This window comes from Burkholderia sp. BCC1998, assembly GCF_905339875.1.
GTDB lineage: Bacteria > Pseudomonadota > Gammaproteobacteria > Burkholderiales > Burkholderiaceae > Burkholderia.
Window position 1 is genome coordinate 95,033 of sequence record NZ_CAJPHE010000002.1, and the last position, 15,578, is coordinate 110,610.

General features: G+C 69.3%; 17 protein-coding genes. All 17 read left to right on the top strand.

Features of this window, described 5'->3' with window-relative positions; translation table 11 throughout:
- The first annotated feature begins 4 nt into the window (after positions 1 to 4).
- The 17 genes from U5A56_RS03740 (at position 5) to U5A56_RS03820 (ending at position 15,547) form a co-directional block, all read left to right on the top strand.
- A complete protein-coding gene (locus U5A56_RS03740) occupies positions 5 to 1,765 on the top strand; it encodes an FAD-dependent oxidoreductase (protein WP_321920958.1) in 1,761 nt (586 codons plus the stop codon).
- Positions 1,762 to 2,280 carry a flavin reductase family protein gene (locus tag U5A56_RS03745; RefSeq protein ID WP_044845681.1) on the top strand — a complete coding sequence of 173 codons (519 nt, stop codon included), beginning with the start codon at positions 1,762 to 1,764 and terminating at the stop codon, positions 2,278 to 2,280. The genes U5A56_RS03740 and U5A56_RS03745 overlap by 4 nt, the downstream gene beginning before the upstream one ends.
- Positions 2,281 to 2,319: 39 nt before the next feature.
- Positions 2,320 to 2,541, top strand: a complete 222-nt coding sequence (locus tag U5A56_RS03750) for a hypothetical protein (RefSeq protein ID WP_124570887.1) — start codon at positions 2,320 to 2,322, stop codon at positions 2,539 to 2,541.
- A gap of 10 nt (positions 2,542 to 2,551) precedes the next feature.
- Positions 2,552 to 3,613, top strand: a complete 1,062-nt coding sequence (locus U5A56_RS03755; protein ID WP_321920959.1) for a ferredoxin--NADP reductase — start codon at positions 2,552 to 2,554, stop codon at positions 3,611 to 3,613.
- 46 nt (positions 3,614 to 3,659) lie between these two features.
- Positions 3,660 to 5,246: a FadD3 family acyl-CoA ligase gene (locus U5A56_RS03760; RefSeq protein ID WP_321809507.1), complete on the top strand. Its 1,587-nt coding sequence runs from the start codon at positions 3,660 to 3,662 to the stop codon at positions 5,244 to 5,246.
- Positions 5,247 to 5,283: 37 nt separating this feature from the next.
- A complete protein-coding gene (locus tag U5A56_RS03765; RefSeq protein ID WP_321920960.1) occupies positions 5,284 to 6,057 on the top strand; it encodes an SDR family NAD(P)-dependent oxidoreductase in 774 nt (257 codons plus the stop codon).
- 815 nt (positions 6,058 to 6,872) lie between these two features.
- Positions 6,873 to 7,520: a hypothetical protein gene (locus U5A56_RS03770; RefSeq protein ID WP_415749082.1), complete on the top strand. Its 648-nt coding sequence runs from the start codon at positions 6,873 to 6,875 to the stop codon at positions 7,518 to 7,520.
- A 14-nt stretch (positions 7,521 to 7,534) separates the two neighbouring features.
- On the top strand, positions 7,535 to 7,861 hold the full coding sequence (locus tag U5A56_RS03775; protein ID WP_321920962.1) for a hypothetical protein: 327 nt from the start codon (positions 7,535 to 7,537) through the stop codon (positions 7,859 to 7,861).
- A gap of 168 nt (positions 7,862 to 8,029) precedes the next feature.
- On the top strand, positions 8,030 to 8,266 hold the full coding sequence (locus U5A56_RS03780) for a FitA-like ribbon-helix-helix domain-containing protein (RefSeq protein WP_014899176.1): 237 nt from the start codon (positions 8,030 to 8,032) through the stop codon (positions 8,264 to 8,266).
- Positions 8,253 to 8,669: a type II toxin-antitoxin system VapC family toxin gene (locus U5A56_RS03785; RefSeq protein WP_193759899.1), complete on the top strand. Its 417-nt coding sequence runs from the start codon at positions 8,253 to 8,255 to the stop codon at positions 8,667 to 8,669. The genes U5A56_RS03780 and U5A56_RS03785 overlap by 14 nt, the downstream gene beginning before the upstream one ends.
- 249 nt (positions 8,670 to 8,918) lie before the next feature.
- Positions 8,919 to 9,815, top strand: a complete 897-nt coding sequence (locus U5A56_RS03790) for a VOC family protein (protein ID WP_044845676.1) — start codon at positions 8,919 to 8,921, stop codon at positions 9,813 to 9,815.
- Between the two features lie 9 nt (positions 9,816 to 9,824).
- A complete protein-coding gene (locus U5A56_RS03795; RefSeq protein WP_044845675.1) occupies positions 9,825 to 10,718 on the top strand; it encodes a CoA transferase subunit A in 894 nt (297 codons plus the stop codon).
- 10 nt (positions 10,719 to 10,728) lie between these two features.
- Entirely contained in the window at positions 10,729 to 11,526 is a 798-nt protein-coding gene (locus U5A56_RS03800; protein WP_321920963.1) for a ketoacid CoA transferase, read from the top strand.
- Positions 11,527 to 11,534: 8 nt separating this feature from the next.
- Complete coding sequence (locus U5A56_RS03805) at positions 11,535 to 12,461, top strand: enoyl-CoA hydratase (RefSeq protein WP_321920964.1); 927 nt, start codon at positions 11,535 to 11,537, stop codon at positions 12,459 to 12,461.
- Entirely contained in the window at positions 12,458 to 13,546 is a 1,089-nt protein-coding gene (locus U5A56_RS03810) for an NAD(P)H-dependent flavin oxidoreductase (RefSeq protein ID WP_044845672.1), read from the top strand. Before U5A56_RS03805 ends, U5A56_RS03810 begins: the two co-directional genes overlap by 4 nt.
- 25 nt (positions 13,547 to 13,571) lie before the next feature.
- Positions 13,572 to 14,381, top strand: coding sequence for an enoyl-CoA hydratase family protein (locus U5A56_RS03815; protein WP_044845671.1), 810 nt, complete (start codon positions 13,572 to 13,574; stop codon positions 14,379 to 14,381).
- A complete protein-coding gene (locus U5A56_RS03820; RefSeq protein WP_044845670.1) occupies positions 14,378 to 15,547 on the top strand; it encodes an acyl-CoA dehydrogenase family protein in 1,170 nt (389 codons plus the stop codon). Before U5A56_RS03815 ends, U5A56_RS03820 begins: the two co-directional genes overlap by 4 nt.
- Positions 15,548 to 15,578: the final 31 nt, after the last annotated feature.

Genomic DNA, 15,578 nt, shown 5'->3' on the forward strand with positions numbered 1-15,578 from the left:
GGCGATGAACGACACGCAAGCGCAGCAATACGTGTTCGACGTCGTGGTCGTCGGCTCGGGCGCGGGCGCGCTGCTCGCGGCGTGCCGCGCGGCCGACCGCGGGCTGTCCGTCGTCGTGATCGAGAAGACGGCGCTGTACGGCGGCACGTCGGCGATCTCGGGCGGCGGCATCTGGGTGCCGTGCAACCACCATATCGCGGAACTCGGCGCGACCGACACGCGCGAGGCTGCGAGCCGCTATCTCGACGCGTGCACGGCCGGCGCATCGTCGCGCGAGCGGCTCGACGCGTATCTCGACCAGGCGCCCGAGATGCTGCGCTACCTCGAAACGAAGACGCCGGTGCGCTACCAGGCGCTGCCGAAGTACGCGGACTATTTCCAGAAGCTGCCGGGCGCGATGCCGGGCTATCGCGCGCTCGATCCGCTGCCGTTCGACGGCGGGCTGCTCGGCGACGAACTCGACCGGCTGCGTCCGCCGTCGCCCGGCACGCTGATCGGCGGCCGCGTGGCCGTGACGTCGAAGGAGGCGCACACGCTGTTCTCGCGCGGGCCGGGCTACATGAGGCTCGCGATCGCGCAGTTCGGCCGCTACTGGCTCGATTTCGGCGTGCGCCGCCGCACGCGGCGCGACCGGCGCCTGACGCTCGGCAACGCGTTGATCGGCGGGCTGCGCCGCGCGCTGCTCGAGCGCAACGTGCCCGTGTGGCTCGACACGCCGATGCGCGACCTGCTCGACGTCGACGGCCGCGTGACGGGCGTGCGCGCGCAGCGCTTCGGGCAGCCGGTGACGATCGCCGCGCGGCGCGGCGTGATCCTCGGCGCGGGCGGCTTCGAGCGCAACCAGCCGATGCGCGAACGCTACCTGCCGCAACCGACGCAGATGCAATGGAGCGCGACGCCGCCGGCCAACACGGGCGACGCGATCGCCGAAGGCCACCGGCTCGGCGGCGCGCTCGCGCTGATGGAACACGTATGGGGCGCGCCTACGGTCGGCGTCGCGGGCGAGGAGAAGCAACGCGCGCTGTTCGTCGAGCGCAACCTGCCCGGCTGCGTGATCGTCAACGGTCTCGGCAAGCGCTTCGTCAACGAAGCCGCGCCGTATTCGGAATTCGTGCCGGCGATGTATCGCGACCATGCGCGCACCGGCGCGTGCGTGCCGGCGTGGATGGTGTTCGACGCGCGCTTTCGCCGCAAGTATCCGTGCGGGCCGATCATGCCGGCGTCGATGATGCCCGATTCCCGCATTCCGGACGCATTTCGCGGCGTGCTCGTGAAAGCCGACACGATCGATGCGCTCGCCGTGCGGATCGGCGTCGATGCGGCCGGGCTGCACGACACGCTGCGCGACATGGCGCGTTACGCGGCAACCGGTATCGACGAAGCGTTCGGCAAGGGCGACAACCTGTTCGACACGTACTACGGCGATCCGAAGAACCGGCCGAATCCGTGCCTCGGGCCGGTCGACGAGGCGCCGTTCTACGCGGTGCGGATCGACGCAGGCGACATCGGCACGAAGGGCGGGCTCGTCACCGACGCGCAGGCGCGCGTGCTGCGCGCCGACGGCGCGCCGATCGACGGCCTCTATGCAATCGGCAACACCAGTGCATCGGTGATGGGCGCGAGCTACCCCGGCGCGGGCTCGACGCTCGGTCCGGCGCTGACCTTCGGGTTCATCGCCGCCGACCACCTGGCCGCGCAAGCGGCCGACGCCGGCGGCCGGTCAGCCCGGCCGTCCACGACAGAACTTGACGGAGTCCAATCATGAGCGATCTCACCACCCATCCGCTGCGCACCGACATGCTGCTCGCGATGCGCCGCCTCGCGCGCTCCGTCACGGTCATCAGCAGCGCGCACGACGGCCGGCGCTACTCGATGTCCGCGACGGCGGTCGATTCGCTGTCGACCGATCCGCCGTCGCTGCTGATCTGCATCAACCGCAATGCGTCGCTGTATCCGCCGCTCGATGCGGGGGCACCGTTCTGCGTGAACGTGCTGTCGGCACGGCATGAAGGCATCGCGATCGATTGCAGCGGCCGCCTGAAGGGCGAGGCGCGCTTCACGACCGGCGAGTGGCACACGTCGCCGCTGGGTGTGCCGTATCTGCACGATTCGCAGGCGAGCCTCGTGTGCGAGCAGGACGGCCGCTTCGAATACGGCACGCATACGGTGTTCATCGGGCGCATTCGCGAGGTGCTGATGAGCGGTGACGTCGATCCGCTCGTCTATCTCGACGGTGCGTACACGACGCCCGGCGCGCCCGCGGCCCGCGCGGCCGCGTGACGGCGGTGCGCGTTTTTCCGCATCGGAACGAGACGATCCATGACACGCAGATTGAACCGCAATATCGAGAATGGTGCGGACACAACGATCGTGCACGAGTTCGTGCAGCTGATCGGCGCGGCGGCAACGCAGGTGCTGAACGCGTTCGCCGGTGTTGCGCCAGCGCTGGCGCTGGCGTCGAACGACGCGCGGTGCCGCGCGGGAGAAGCCGGCTGGCATACGGCTTCGGCGGGTGCGGCCGGCGCGGCTCGCACTGCATGAGGAGCCGGCGATGAGCGATCCCCGTTTTCACCGGCTGACCGTGGCCGACGTCATCGCCGAAAGCGACGACGCGTGCTCGTTCGTGTTCGACGTGCCCGCCGCGCTGCGCGATGCGTTCGCGTATCGGCCCGGCCAGTTCCTGACGCTGAACGTGCCATGCACGGACGCGACCGTCGCGCGCTGCTACTCGCTGTCGAGCGCGCCGGGCATCGACGCGGCGCCGAAGATCACCGTCAAGCGCGTGCGCGACGGCCGTGCGTCGAACTGGCTGTGCGACCGCATTCGCGCGGGCGATGCGCTCGACGTGCTGCCGCCGGCCGGCGTCTTCACGCCGCGCACGCTCGACGGCGACCTGCTGCTGTTCGCGGGCGGCAGCGGCATCACGCCGGTGCTGTCGATCCTGAAATCGGCGCTCGTGCACGGCCGCGGGATGCTGACGCTGATCTATGCGAACCGCGACGAGCGCGCGGTGATTTTCCGCGACGAACTGCGGCAGCTCGCGCACCGCCACCCGGGCCGCCTGCGCGTGATCCACTGGCTCGACAGCGTGCAGGGCGTGCCGCTGCAGCGGCATCTCGAGGAACTCGCGCGGCCGTTCAGCCAGCAGGAGACGTTCATCTGCGGGCCGGCGCTGTTCATGGAGAACGCGCTCGCCGCGATGCTCGGCCTCGGGCTGCCGCGTGCGCGCGTGCATGTCGAGCGTTTCGCGTCGCTGCCCGATGCGCCGGCGCAGGCCGATCCGGCGGCAGCGGCCGCAACGGCGGCGGCGTCCGGCGATGACGATCGCGACGGCGATGGCGCGGCGATCGAGACGGTGCTCGACGGCGAGGCGTTCGCGTTCGACAGCGCGCCCGGCGAAACGCTGCTCGACGCGATGCTGCGCGCCGGCCTGCCTGCGCCGAATTCCTGCCGGATGGGGCAGTGCGGCGCGTGCATGTGCCGCGTCGAACGCGGCGAAGTGACGCTCGACAGCAACCACGTGCTCGACGACGACGAGATCGCGGCGGGCTGGACGCTCGCCTGCTGCGCGCGGCCCGCGAGCGACGCGCTGCGCGTGGTGTTCCCCGATTGAGCCGCGACGTGTCGATGGCACCGACGGCAACCCTGTTTCGACGCATATGACGATGGACAACGAAATCCTCACCACGCCCGCGCTGATCGCGCGGGCTGCCGCGCGCCACGGCGCGCATCCGGCGATCGAGTCGGAGCACGGCCGGCTGACCTACGCGGAACTCGATGCGGCGCGTCTCGAGGCGGCGCGCGCGCTGCTCGCGAGCGGCATCGACGCCGGCGACCGGATCGCCGTATGGGCGCCGAACCTGCCGCAATGGATCGTCGCGGCGCTGGCGATCCACACCGTCGGCGCGATCCTCGTGCCGGTCAATACGCGGATGAAGGGGATGGAAGTGGGCGGCATCCTGCACGACGGCGGCGCGCGGCTGCTGTTCTGCTGCGGCACCTTCCTCGGCGAATCCTATCCGGCGCTGCTCGCGCCGCACCGGCCCGCGACGCTCGAACGCGTCGTCGTGTTCGACGGCGAGCCGCCGTCCGGCGCGCACGATGAAACGTGGAACGCATTTCTCGCGCGCGGCGCGGCGGTGCCGCTCGCCGCCGTGCGCGAGCGGGAGGCGCAGGTGACGCCGGATACCGTGATGGACCTGATGTTCACGTCCGGCACGACGGGCCGCCCGAAGGGCGTGATGACCGCGCACGGACAGAACCTGCGCGCCGCGCAGGCGTGGGCGACGATCGCCGGCGTGCGCCGGGACGACCGCTACCTGATCGTCAATCCGTTCTTCCATACGTTCGGCTACAAGGCCGGCTGGCTCGCCGCGCTGTCGAGCGGCGCGACCGTGCTGCCGCATCTCGTGTTCCAGCCGGCCGACGTCTTGCGCCGCATCGCCGACGAACGCGTGTCGGTGCTGCCCGGCCCGCCGACGCTGTACTACGCGCTGCTCGATGCGCCCGATCGCGCGACGCGCGACCTGTCGTCGCTGCGGATCGCGGTGACGGGCGCGGCCGCGATCGCGCCGAGCCTGATCGAGCGGATGCGCGCCGAGCTCGGCTTCGAGACCGTGCTGACCGGCTACGGACTGACCGAATCGTGCGGGTTCGCGACGCTGTGCCGCCACGGCGACGACGCGGAGACGGTCGCCTGTACGTCGGGCCGCCCGATGCCGGGTGTCGAGTTGCGCATCGCGGGGCCGGACGGCGCGGCGCTCGGGCCGGACGAGACCGGCGAGATCTGGGTGCGCGGCTACAACGTGATGCGCGGCTACTTCAACCAGCCGGATGCGACGCGCGAAGCCGTCGACGCCGACGGCTGGCTGCATACCGGCGACCTCGGCTGTGTCGACGCGAACGGCAACCTGAAGATCACCGACCGGATCAAGGACATGTTCATCGTCGGCGGCTTCAACTGCTATCCGGCCGAGATCGAGCGGCTGCTGGCCGCGCATCCGGCGATCGCGCAGGTCGCGCTGGTCGGCGTGCCGGATACGCGGCTCGGCGAGGTCGGGCATGCGTATGTCGTGTTGCGTCCCGGCGCGCACACGGACGCCGACGCACTGAACGACTGGGCGCGCAGCAACATGGCGAACTACAAGGTGCCGCGGCATTTCACGTTCGTCGAACAACTGCCGACGAGCGCGGCCGGCAAGGTGCTGAAGTACCGGCTGCGCGCGGGCACCGAAGCGGCGGCCTGAACGCCGGCGCACGCCACGAAATCAACGGGACGAACGCATGAACGACAACGGATTTCCGCAGGGCGCGGTACTCGTGTTCGGCGGCAGCGGCGGAATCGGGCAGGGTGTCGCGCTCGAATTCGCGCGCGCCGGCGTGCCGGTCGCGCTCGGTTACCGCAGCAAGGCCGACGTGGCCGAGCGCGTCGCGCGCGAGGTGCGCGCCGCAGGCGTCGCGGCCACCACGCATTGCGCGGACGTGACCGCTCCCGCGCAGATCGATGCCGCGCTCGCGGCCGCGATCGGCGCGCACGGCCGCGTGCACACGATCGTGTGGGCGGCCGGCCCGTTCGTGAACCAGCGTCGCATCGGCGACATGACGCACGACGACTGGCGCCGTGCGATCGAGGTCGAGACGGTCGGCTTCTTCAATGCGGCGAAGGCTGCATTGCCGCATTTCCGTGCGTCGGGCGGCGGGTCGTTCGTCACGCTCGGCTCGGCCGGCCATCTGCGCTGGCCGGATCGCGACGGATTGTCGGTCGCGCCGAAGGCGGCGAACGAGGCGCTGGTGAAGGGGCTCGCGCGCGAGGAAGGCCGTCACGAGATTCGCGCCAACTCGATCCTGGTCGGCGTGATCGAGGCCGGGATGTTTCCGGTGCTGCTCGAACAGGGGCAGTTCGACCAGGCGTGGATCGACGACACGCAGAAGATGCTCGCGCTCAAGCGCTGGGGGAAGGCGCACGATATCGGGCGTGCGGCGGTGTTCCTCGCGTCGGATCGCGCGAACTACATCACGGGGCAGCAGTTGAACGTCTCGGGCGGGTACGGGTTGTAGCGGATGCGCGGAGCCCGCTCGGGAGAGCGGGCCCGGCAGACGAACGTTCGGTTGCTTTCGGCGCCGAATCCGCCGTATCGATCCCGGATCTTCGCGCCGCAGGCGCCCGGGAGCGACTGCCCGCATGCATGCGTCGAAGCGCATGAACGGCCGTCTCGGCGGCAACTGGTTGCGCGCGCACCGTCCTCGGTATTCACCCTGATCCGCGCTGCGCGCTTCTCGCATCCTGACCACGCGCGACTCGCGCGAGGTCACGTCGATGAAACATTTCCTGCCATGCGTGACGTCACACGTGCTTGCACGCCGTTGCGATGTCGCGCGTGCCGACAGCCGCGCGTGCTTGCCCGTCGCGCGTCGCGGCACCCGATGCATCGCTCCGCTGCATCGGGCACGGTGCTGACGTGCCGAAAACAGATGCGTTCCTGAAACATTTCCGTCGATTCTCCCCCGCATCGCCGCGGACGTTTGGCCGCGACGCTTGTCCCGTGCCGGTTCGCGCCGCATGGCACATGCCTTGCGGTTAGGTCGGGGCCGCTCGACACAATCGCGACCGATGGCAACGACAAATCGCGGGAGCGGCACGTAACGACATCGAAATATCGGGGATCGGATCGAGCCGCGGGATAGCGGCCCGTCGTGCCGGACACGCTGCGTCGTATCGGCGACACGCACGGGCATCGTACGCTCGATCCGTCAAACAGCAAGCTTGCTTGCAAGATGTCGTGCCGGGGGACCCGCCGCGCGTGGCGACATGCGCTGCACGTGGCGGGTCGGCGCGCCCGGCACATGTCGGGGGGACGCCCGTGAAAATGACAATGAACCAATGGGCAGCGCTGGCGCTGGTAGTCACGGCCGGCGCGCACGCACAGGAAATCTACCTGCAGGGCGGCACGCAGGGCGTCGGCATCGGCGCGGCAGTGAGCTTCAATTCGGTGCTGGGCGCGCACGCGGATTTCAACGCGATCAATCTGACGCATGACTTCACGGTGGCCGGCAACCGCTACCAGGACGACATCAAGTTGCGGCAGGGCGGCCTGTATGCGGACATCTTTCCGTGGCGCGGCAGCGGCTTTCGCGCGACGATCGGATTGCGCTTCAACGACGACGATATCCGCGGCGTGTCGGTGCCCACCGACGGGACCTACGTGTTCGCCGGCAAGCGTTTTCCGGCGCTCCCCGGGATGTACGCGGTCGCGGAGGCACGCTATCCGACCGTGATGCCGTATGTCGGGATCGGCTACGGACACCGCCCGGCGTCGAAGGGGCTCGGTTTCGTCGCCGACCTGGGCGTCGCGTACGGCATCCCGCGCTGCTCGTACACGCTGTCGCCGCAACTCGCCGCCGCGGCCGGACCGCAGAAGAGCCAGATTCTGACCGCCAGCGGCCTCGACGAACTGAACCGGGTGATGTCGCGGTATCGGTGGTATCCGGTGCTGCAGATCGGGATCTCGTATCGGTTTTGAGCGGGACGCGCGTTATGGCACGGCCGCGCTCCGGCCGTTCGACGCTTTCGTGCCGTGGCCGTATCCGCAGACCTTCCCGTTGCCTGTTGCTGGACTGCCGGAACGTCCGGCCGAACCGGCTCGAATCTATCGTCCTGGCACTCACCTGGACCGTGCCGGCCCAGGCATTCGTCGCAGTCGTTACCGGCACGATGTCGCCGATCGCGTCCGTGATTCTGGTCGCGGTGCTGGTGATGGTCGTGCGGCGCGCGTCGGACATCCCCCACCGGCGCGGACTATCCGTCGGTGAATGGCCATTCGGCCGTCTTTTTTCGTCGCCGCGGCTGGATTACCTTGGATGACAGCAGTTCGACGCGTCGGGCCGACGGCGGAACGTGGGTGGCTTCATGCCGTCTGCTGCCGCCGGCCAACGCCGACCACCGGCTTCCGTCCGATCACGACGATGATAGCAATGCTTGCAATTCACCGCGTTGGCGCTATCATTGATAGCAATCTGGATGGAGGGACTCATGGCAAATCTTCTGGTGCGTAACGTGGATGACAGTATCGTTCAGAGCCTTCGAGAGCAGGCTGCGGCGAACGGCAGGAGTGCCGAGGCCGAACATCGGGCCATTCTGGCCGATGCGCTCGGCCGGCCGAAGCGAAGGACATTCGCGCAAGTGCTGATGAGCATGCCGGACGTCGGCGAAGACGCGGATTTCCAACGTGTTCAGGATTCCGGCGAGGTCAGGCGTGTTTTTGATTGATACGAACGTCATCAGCGAGATCAGGAAGGGCAAGCGAACCAACCGCGGCGTGCGCGCGTTCTTCAGGCAGGCCGAGGCCGACGCGAGCCCGCTTTACCTGTCGATCGTGACGGTGGCCGAACTTCGGCGCGGCGTCGATCTGATCCGCCATCGCGGCGATCATCCGCAGGCGTCGGCGCTCGAGGCATGGATGGCGACGATTCTGTCCGGCTATGCGTCGAACATCCTGCCGGTCGATCTCGAAACCAGCCAGATGTGGGGCCATTTGCGCGTACCCGACCCGGCCCACGCACTCGACAAGCTGATCGCGGCCACCGCGCTGATCAACGATCTCACGGTCGTCACGCGCAATGTCGACGATTTCGCCCGCACCGGCGTCCGGCTGCTGAACCCGTTCGAGTGAGCCGGGTTGCCGCGTCGCGGCAATCCGCCATCGCTTCCCGCCTTCTTCCCTCGCGCGTTGTCCGTCGCGCATCGCCCGCTTGCAACCCGTATCGCCGGGCTTTAGCGCGCGTCCGATTCCCGGTCCTCTCCCGGCCGGCGTCGTCCTAAAAGACCCGTCCGCTCTCGTCCCAACAGACGATGTGACGCCATCCCCGACCGGCCAGAATCCTTTCACGAACAATGGATTCTGAACCTGGAGGAGGCCGACATGATCGATGTCCGTGCGCTCGGCTACGTCGTCGTCGAGGCGACCCGCGTCGATGCGTGGCGCCGCTACGCGGAAGACGTGCTGGGCATGCAGGTGCTCGACGCGCCCGACGGCGCGCTGTACCTGAAGATGGACGAGCGCGATTTCCGCTACGTGATCGTCCCCGGTGCGACCGATCGCTATTTCGCGTCGGGCTGGGAACTGCCCGACGGCGCCGCGTTCGACGCCGCGCTGACGGCACTGCGGCAGGCGGGTGTCGAGGCCGTGCGCGCCACGCGCGACGAAGCCGCGCTGCGCCGCGTGCAGGCGATGGCGTGGTGCACCGACCCGTCCGGCAACCGCCACGAGTTGTACTGGGGCGCGCGCTGCGACTTCCGCCGCTTTGTGTCGCCGCTGGGCGTCGCGCGCTTCGTCACCGGCGACATGGGGCTCGGTCACGCGGTGCTGCCCGCGCCGCAGTTCGACGCGACCGACGCGTTCGTGCGCGGCGTGCTCGGCTTCGAGCTGTCCGACATCTACCGCGTGAAGTTCACGCCGGACCCCGCCGAACCCGAGAAGCGCATTCACTTCATGCACTGCCGCAACGCGCGCCATCACAGCCTCGCGCTGTTCGAGATGGCGGTGCCGTCGGGCTGCGTGCACGTGATGGCCGAAGTCGACTCGATGGACGAAGTCGGCCGCGCGCTCGATCGGGTCGCCGCGCACGACGTGAAGATGTCGGCGACGCTCGGCCGCCACTGCAACGACCAGATGATCTCGTTCTACATGAAGACCCCCGGCGGCTTCGATCTCGAATACGGCTTCGGCGGCCTCACGGTCGACTGGTCGAAGCACGCGGTGTTCGAGGCCACCAAGGTGAGCCAGTGGGGCCACGATTTCAGCATCGGATACCGGTAAGCCAGCACGATGACGATGAAACCTCTCGACAAGACGATGTCCGCGCGCGACGTGGTCGCGCAACTCGCCGACGGCATGACGATCGGCATCGGCGGATGGGGACCGCGGCGCAAGCCGATGGCACTGGTGCGCGAGATCGCGCGCTCGAACCTGAAGGACCTGACGATCGTCGCGTACGGCGGCGCCGACATCGGCCTGCTGTGCGCGGCCGGCAAGGTGCGCAAGGCGGTGTTCGGCTTCGTGTCGCTCGACGTGATTCCGCTCGAGCCGCATTTCCGCCGGGCCCGCGAACAGGGCCGCGTCGACGTGCTGGAACTCGATGAAGGGATGCTGCAGCTCGGCCTGCGCGCGGCCGCCGCGCGCCTGCCGTTCCTGCCGACGCGCGCCGGTCTCGGCACCGCGCTGCTCGATCACGCGCCGCAGCTGCGCACGGTGCAATCGCCGTACGACGACGGCGAAACGCTGCTCGCGATGCCGGCGATCGAACTCGACGTCGCGCTGCTGCACGTGAACGCGGCCGACCGGATGGGCAACACGCGCATCGACGGTCCCGATCCGTTCTTCGATGCGTGGATGGCGCGCGCCGCGCAGCGCTGCTACGTGTCGGCGGAAACGGTCGACGTGTCGCTCGCGAGCGACGACCTCGACGCCGCGCGCCGCAATCCGTTCGAGCGCTCGCTCGTCACCGGCGTCGTGCACGCGCCGGGCGGCGCGCACCCGACGTCGTGCGGGCCGGACTACGGCTGGGACCTGCCGCACCTGCGCGCGTATTGCGCCAGCGCGGAAGACGATGCGAAGACGGCGGCGTACCTGCGCGACGTGGTCGGCCAGGACGAGCGCCAGTACCTCGAAGGCGTCGGCGGGCTGTCGCACGTGACGACGCTGCCGTTGCCGATTCTGTAAAGGAGCGCCTGTGAGCGAATCTCTCGACCATTCCCTCGCGGAACTGATGATCGTCGCGTCCGCGCGACTCTGGCGCGACGACGGCGAAGTGCTGGCGACCGGCATCGGCACGGGCCCGCGGCTCGCGGCCGGCCTCGCGCGGCTCGCGTACAACAGCGGGCTGATGCTGACCGACGGCGAAGCGTATCTCGTCGAGGCGCCGATCCCGCTCGGGCCGCGTCCCGACGGCTATCGCGTGCAGGCGAGCGGCTGGATGACCTACGAGCGCGTGTTCGACTGCCTGTGGCACGGCCGCCGCCACGCGCTGGTGATGCCGACGCAGATCGACCGCTTCGGCCAGGCCAACATCTCGTGGCTCGGCGACGACTACACGCGTCCGAAGACGCAGCTGCTCGGCGCGCGCGGCTTCCCCGGCAACTCGACGAACCACGCGAACTCGTTTTTCGTGAGCGGCCACGGCAAGCGCACGTTCGTCAATGGCGAAGTCGACATGGTCTGCACGGTCGGCTACAACCCGGCGCGCCGGCTGCCCGGCATGAAGACCTTCGTCGACCTGCGCAGCATCGTCACCGACCTGTGCGTGATGGATTTCGGCGGGCCCGACCACGCGATCCGCGTGCGTTCGCTGCATCCGGGCGTGAGCTTCGACGAAGTGCAGGACGCGACCGGCTTCCCGCTGATCGCCGCGCCCGACCTCGGCACGACGGCCGCGCCGAATGCGGAAGACCTGCGCATCGTGCGTGCGCTCGACCCTCACAACCTGCGCGCGACGATCGTGCGCAACAATCCGGCGCCGCGCCGCGGATGAGGTCCGACATGGAAGCGACCCAGATGACGTTCGGCGACGGTGTCGTCGACTACGCGGTCGAGGACGGCATCGCGACGATCACGATGAACCGTCCCGAGTATCACAACGCGCAGAACTCGAAGATGACGTATGCGCTCGACGCGGCGTTCCGGCGCGCGGCGCACGACGACGCGGTGAAGGCGATCGTGCTCGCGGGCGCCGGCAAGCATTTCTCGGCGGGCCACGACATCGGCACGCCGGGCCGCGACATCCACGAGTCGTTCGACCGCGCGTCGCTGTGGTACGACCACGTCGACAAGGAGGGCGGCGAATTTCTGTATGCACGCGAACAGGAGGTGTACCTCGGGATGTGCCGGCGCTGGCGCGACCTGCCGAAGCCGACCATCGCGATGGTGCAGGGCGCGTGCATCGCGGGCGGGCTGATGCTCGCGTGGGTGTGCGACCTGATCGTCGCGTCGGAGGATGCGTTTTTCGCGGATCCGGTCGTGCGGATGGGGATTCCCGGCGTCGAGTATTTCGCGCATGCGTACGAGCTGAACCCGCGCATCGCGAAGGAGTTCCTGTTCCTCGGCGAGCGGATGCCGGCCGAGCGCGCGTATCAGATGGGCATGGTCAACCGCGTGGTGCCGCGCGAGCGGCTGCACGATGCAACCTACGCGATCGCCGCGAAGATCGCGACGATGCCGCGCCTCGGCCTCACGCTGACCAAGCAGGCGCTGAACCACGTCGAGGAACTGCAGGGCAAGCGCGCGGCGATGGATGCGGCATTCGCATGGCATCACTTCGCGCATGCGCACAACGAGCTCGTCAGTGGCGACCGCCTCGGCGGTTATGACGCCCGCAAGATGGCCAGCTCGCAGCGCAAGCCCGAACCGGCCGACGGCGAAGCGCAGGCCGATGCGGCACCGGCCGCCCTCAACGGAGCCGCCGCATGAGCACGACGCTGCATACGCCGCTGTGCGACCTGCTCGGCTGCCGCTACCCGATCGTGCAGACCGCGATGGGCTGGGTGGCCGACGCGCGGCTCGTTGCGGCGACCGCCAACGCGGGCGGCTTCGGCTTCCTCGCCGGCGCGACGCTCGAACCCGGGCAGGTCGAGGCCGAGATCCTGAAGGTGAAGTCGCTGACCGACAAGCCGTTCGGCATCAATTTCCACATGTTCCAGAAGAACGCCGCACAGGTGGTCGATCTCGCGATCAAGCACCAGCTGCGTGCGGTCAGTTACGGCCGCGGGCCGGACGCGAAGACGATTCGCCGCTTCAAGGACGCCGGCATCGTCTGCATGCCGACCGTCGGCGCGCCGAAGCACGCGTCGAAGGCAGTCGAGCTCGGCGCGGACATCGTGACGGTGCAGGGCGCGGAAGGCGGCGGCCACACGGGCTCGGTGCCGACCACGCTGCTGCTGCCGAAGGTGCTCGACGCGGTGCGGGTGCCGGTCGTCGCGGCCGGCGGATTCTTCGACGGCCGCGGGCTGGCGGCCGCGCTCGCGTATGGCGCAGCCGGCATCGCGATGGGCACGCGTTTCCTGATGAGCGCCGAATCGCCGGTGCCGCGCGAAACGCTCGACCGCTACGTCGCGGTCGGCGACCCGGCGCGGATCCGCGTGTCGGACGCGCTCGACGGCCTGCCGCAACGCATGATCGACAACCCGTATCTGCTGAAGCTCGAACGCTTCGGCCCGCTGCGCCGCACGTGGTTCGCGCTGAAGACGGCCGAAGCATGGCGGCGCCAGAACGGGCTGAGCACGGGCGACATGCTCGGCCTCGCGATCAAGGCGCTGCGCTCGCACGACTACACGGCGAGCCAGACGCTGATGGCGGCGAACGCGCCGTTCCTGATCCAGCGCGCGATCGTCGAGGGGCGGCCGGACGAAGGCGTGCTGCCGAGCGGCCAGGCGGCCGCGATGATCGGCGCGATCGAATCGTGCGATGCGCTGATCGCGCGGATCGTCGCGGAAGCCGGCGAGCGGCTCGACGCGCTGGCCGCATTGCGCGGCGCGACCGCGGCACAGGCTGCGTAAAAAACATCACAGGGAGGCTTTGGAGATGACTGCATCCAATCAACCGGGCGGCGCGACGCCGTTCCGGATCGAGCGCGCCGACGGCATCGCCGAACTGGTGATCGCCCATCCGCCCGTGAACGCGCTCGATGCGCAGGGCTGGCATGCACTCGCGCGCGCGCTCGACGCGCTCGGCGAGGACGACGACGTGCGCGTGATCGTCGTGCGCGGCGAAGGCCGCGGCTTCTGCGCGGGCGTCGACATCAAGGAACTCGCCGCGCATCCGGAGCGGATCGTGTCGGTCAACGCCGGCAACTACGAGACGTTCCGCGCGGTGCACCGCAACCCGAAGCCGGTGATCGCGGCCGTGCACGGTTTCGTGCTCGGCGGCGGGATCGGCATCTGCGGCGCGGCGGACATCGTCGTCGCGGCCGACTGCGCGCGCTTCGGCGTGCCGGAGATCGACCGTGGCGCGATGGGCGGCGGCGCGCATCTGCAACGACTGTTCGGCGTGCAGAAGGTCCGCGCGATGTACTTCACCGGCGACATGATCGACGCAGCCGAGGCGTACCGGCTCGGCGCGGTCGAGCAGGTGGTGACGCGCGATGCGTTGCGCGACGCGGCGCTTGCGATCGCCCGCAAGATCGCGGAGAAAAGCCCGGCGATGGTGCGGCTCGCGAAGGAGGCGCTGAACGGCGTCGAGGACGGCGATCTCGAGGACAAATACCGCTGGGAGCAGGGCTTCACGCTGCAGGCCTACATGACGAACGACTCGACGGAGGCGCGTGCCGCATTCGTCGAGAAGCGCGACGCGCGGTTCGACGCGCAGGCAGGCGTCGAGGAGGCACGCGCATGAACCTGACCTATACGCCGCAACAGCAGGCGTTCCGCGCGGAAATCCGCGCATGGCTCGCCGCGCACGTGCCGCGCGAGCGGCTGCCGAGCTTCGATACCGAGGAAGGTTTCGCCGCGCACCGCGAATGGGAGCGCACGCTGCACTCGGGCCGCTGGAGCATGGTCACGTGGCCGCGCGAACTCGGCGGGCGCGGCTGCGACCTGATCGAGTGGCTGATTTTCGAGGAAGAGTACTGGCGCGCCGACGCACCGATGCGCGTGAACCAGAACGGCATCTTCCTGCTCGGCCCGACGCTGATGGATTTCGGCACGGACGCGCAGAAGGCGCGCTTCCTGCCCGCGATGGCGGCCGGCGAGCACGTGTGGGCGCAGGGCTGGTCGGAGCCGAACGCGGGTTCGGACATGGCCGCGATCCGCACGACGGCGATCCGCATCGGCGACGAATACGTGCTCAACGGCCAGAAGATCTGGTCGACCCGCGCGGTGTGGGCCGACTGGCTGTTCGGGCTGTTCCGCAGCGATCCCGAATCGTCGCGTCACCACGGGCTCACGTTCCTGATGGTGCCGCTGTCCGCGCCGGGCATCACGGTGCGGCCGATCCGCCAGCTCAACGGGCAGACGGGCTTCGCGGAAATCTTCTTCGACGACGTGCGCGTGCCGGTCGAGAACCGCCTCGCGGCCGAAGGCGCGGGCTGGCAGGTCGCGATGGCGACGGCCGGCTTCGAGCGCGGGCTGATGCTGCGTTCGCCCGCGCGGTTCCAGCGCACCGCGCAGGCGTTGCGCGACCTGTATCTCGCGCACCGCGACAGCGCGGATCGCGACCCGACGCTGCGCGAACGCGTGGTCGCCGCGTGGATGGACGCGCAGGCGTACGCGCTGTCGACCTATGCGACCGCAAGCCGGCTGCTGAAGGGCGGCCACATCGGCGCGGAGTCGAGCACCAACAAGGTGTTCTGGTCGGAGCTGGACCTGAGGATGCACCAGACCGCACTCGACATTCTCGGCGCGCACGGCGAGGTCGTCCCGCAGACGGCCGCGCAGCACGCGACGCTCGGCCACTGGCTCGACGGCTTCCTGTTCGCGCAGGCCGGCCCGATCTACGCGGGCACCAACGAGATCCAGCGCAACATCGTCGCCGAACGGATGCTCGGCATGCCGCGCGCGTGAGCGCGCCGGCGATTCCCTCACTGAACGGACA